General features: G+C 59.2%; 1 pseudogene. It reads left to right on the top strand.

Annotated elements, in window-relative coordinates:
• Window positions 1-512: pseudogene (locus BHC62_RS27155) on the top strand (hypothetical protein); the annotation flags it as partial.

The raw sequence follows: 512 nt of genomic DNA, 5'->3' as shown, positions 1-512 counted from the left end.
CAACGATGCCTGGTTGATGCGCCACGCCGAGCAAATCCGCCGCGGCCTGGAACAGGACGCGGCGCTCGGGACAGCAGTGGTCGGCCAATATGATTTGCTGCAAAGCCTGCTTGGCTACAGCTCATTGGGCGTAGGCAGCGCCACCTCGGCATGGGGCCGGCACCTGGATGAGGTCAGGCACACGCTGGAGGAGGTCGAGCGGTTGCATCGCCAGCTTAAGGACGGCGTGCTGGACCGTAACAACTTCGTGCGCCACCGCCAGGTGTTGTTCAACAAGCTGGAGGTGCAACTGCAAGGCGCAGCGCGGTTTGGTACCAGTTTGCAGAGCCATCAATCGTTGAAAAAGGTGCTGGGGATTTCGACCAAGAGCTATCTGCATAAAAGTGAAATTGTGGGTTACACCCAGCGCATCAAGAGCATTGCCCAGACGTCGAAGTTTTTGGGCAATGGCACGTATGTGGGGCTGGCGCTGGATGTGGGGGTGGCGGGGTTGGAGATCAAGGAGGCGTGTA

The organism is Pseudomonas sp. 06C 126 (assembly GCF_001855215.1).
Lineage (GTDB): Bacteria > Pseudomonadota > Gammaproteobacteria > Pseudomonadales > Pseudomonadaceae > Aquipseudomonas > Aquipseudomonas proteolytica.
The sequence above is the reverse complement of the archived record's forward strand: the minus strand, read 5'-3'. Positions and strand labels throughout refer to the sequence as shown.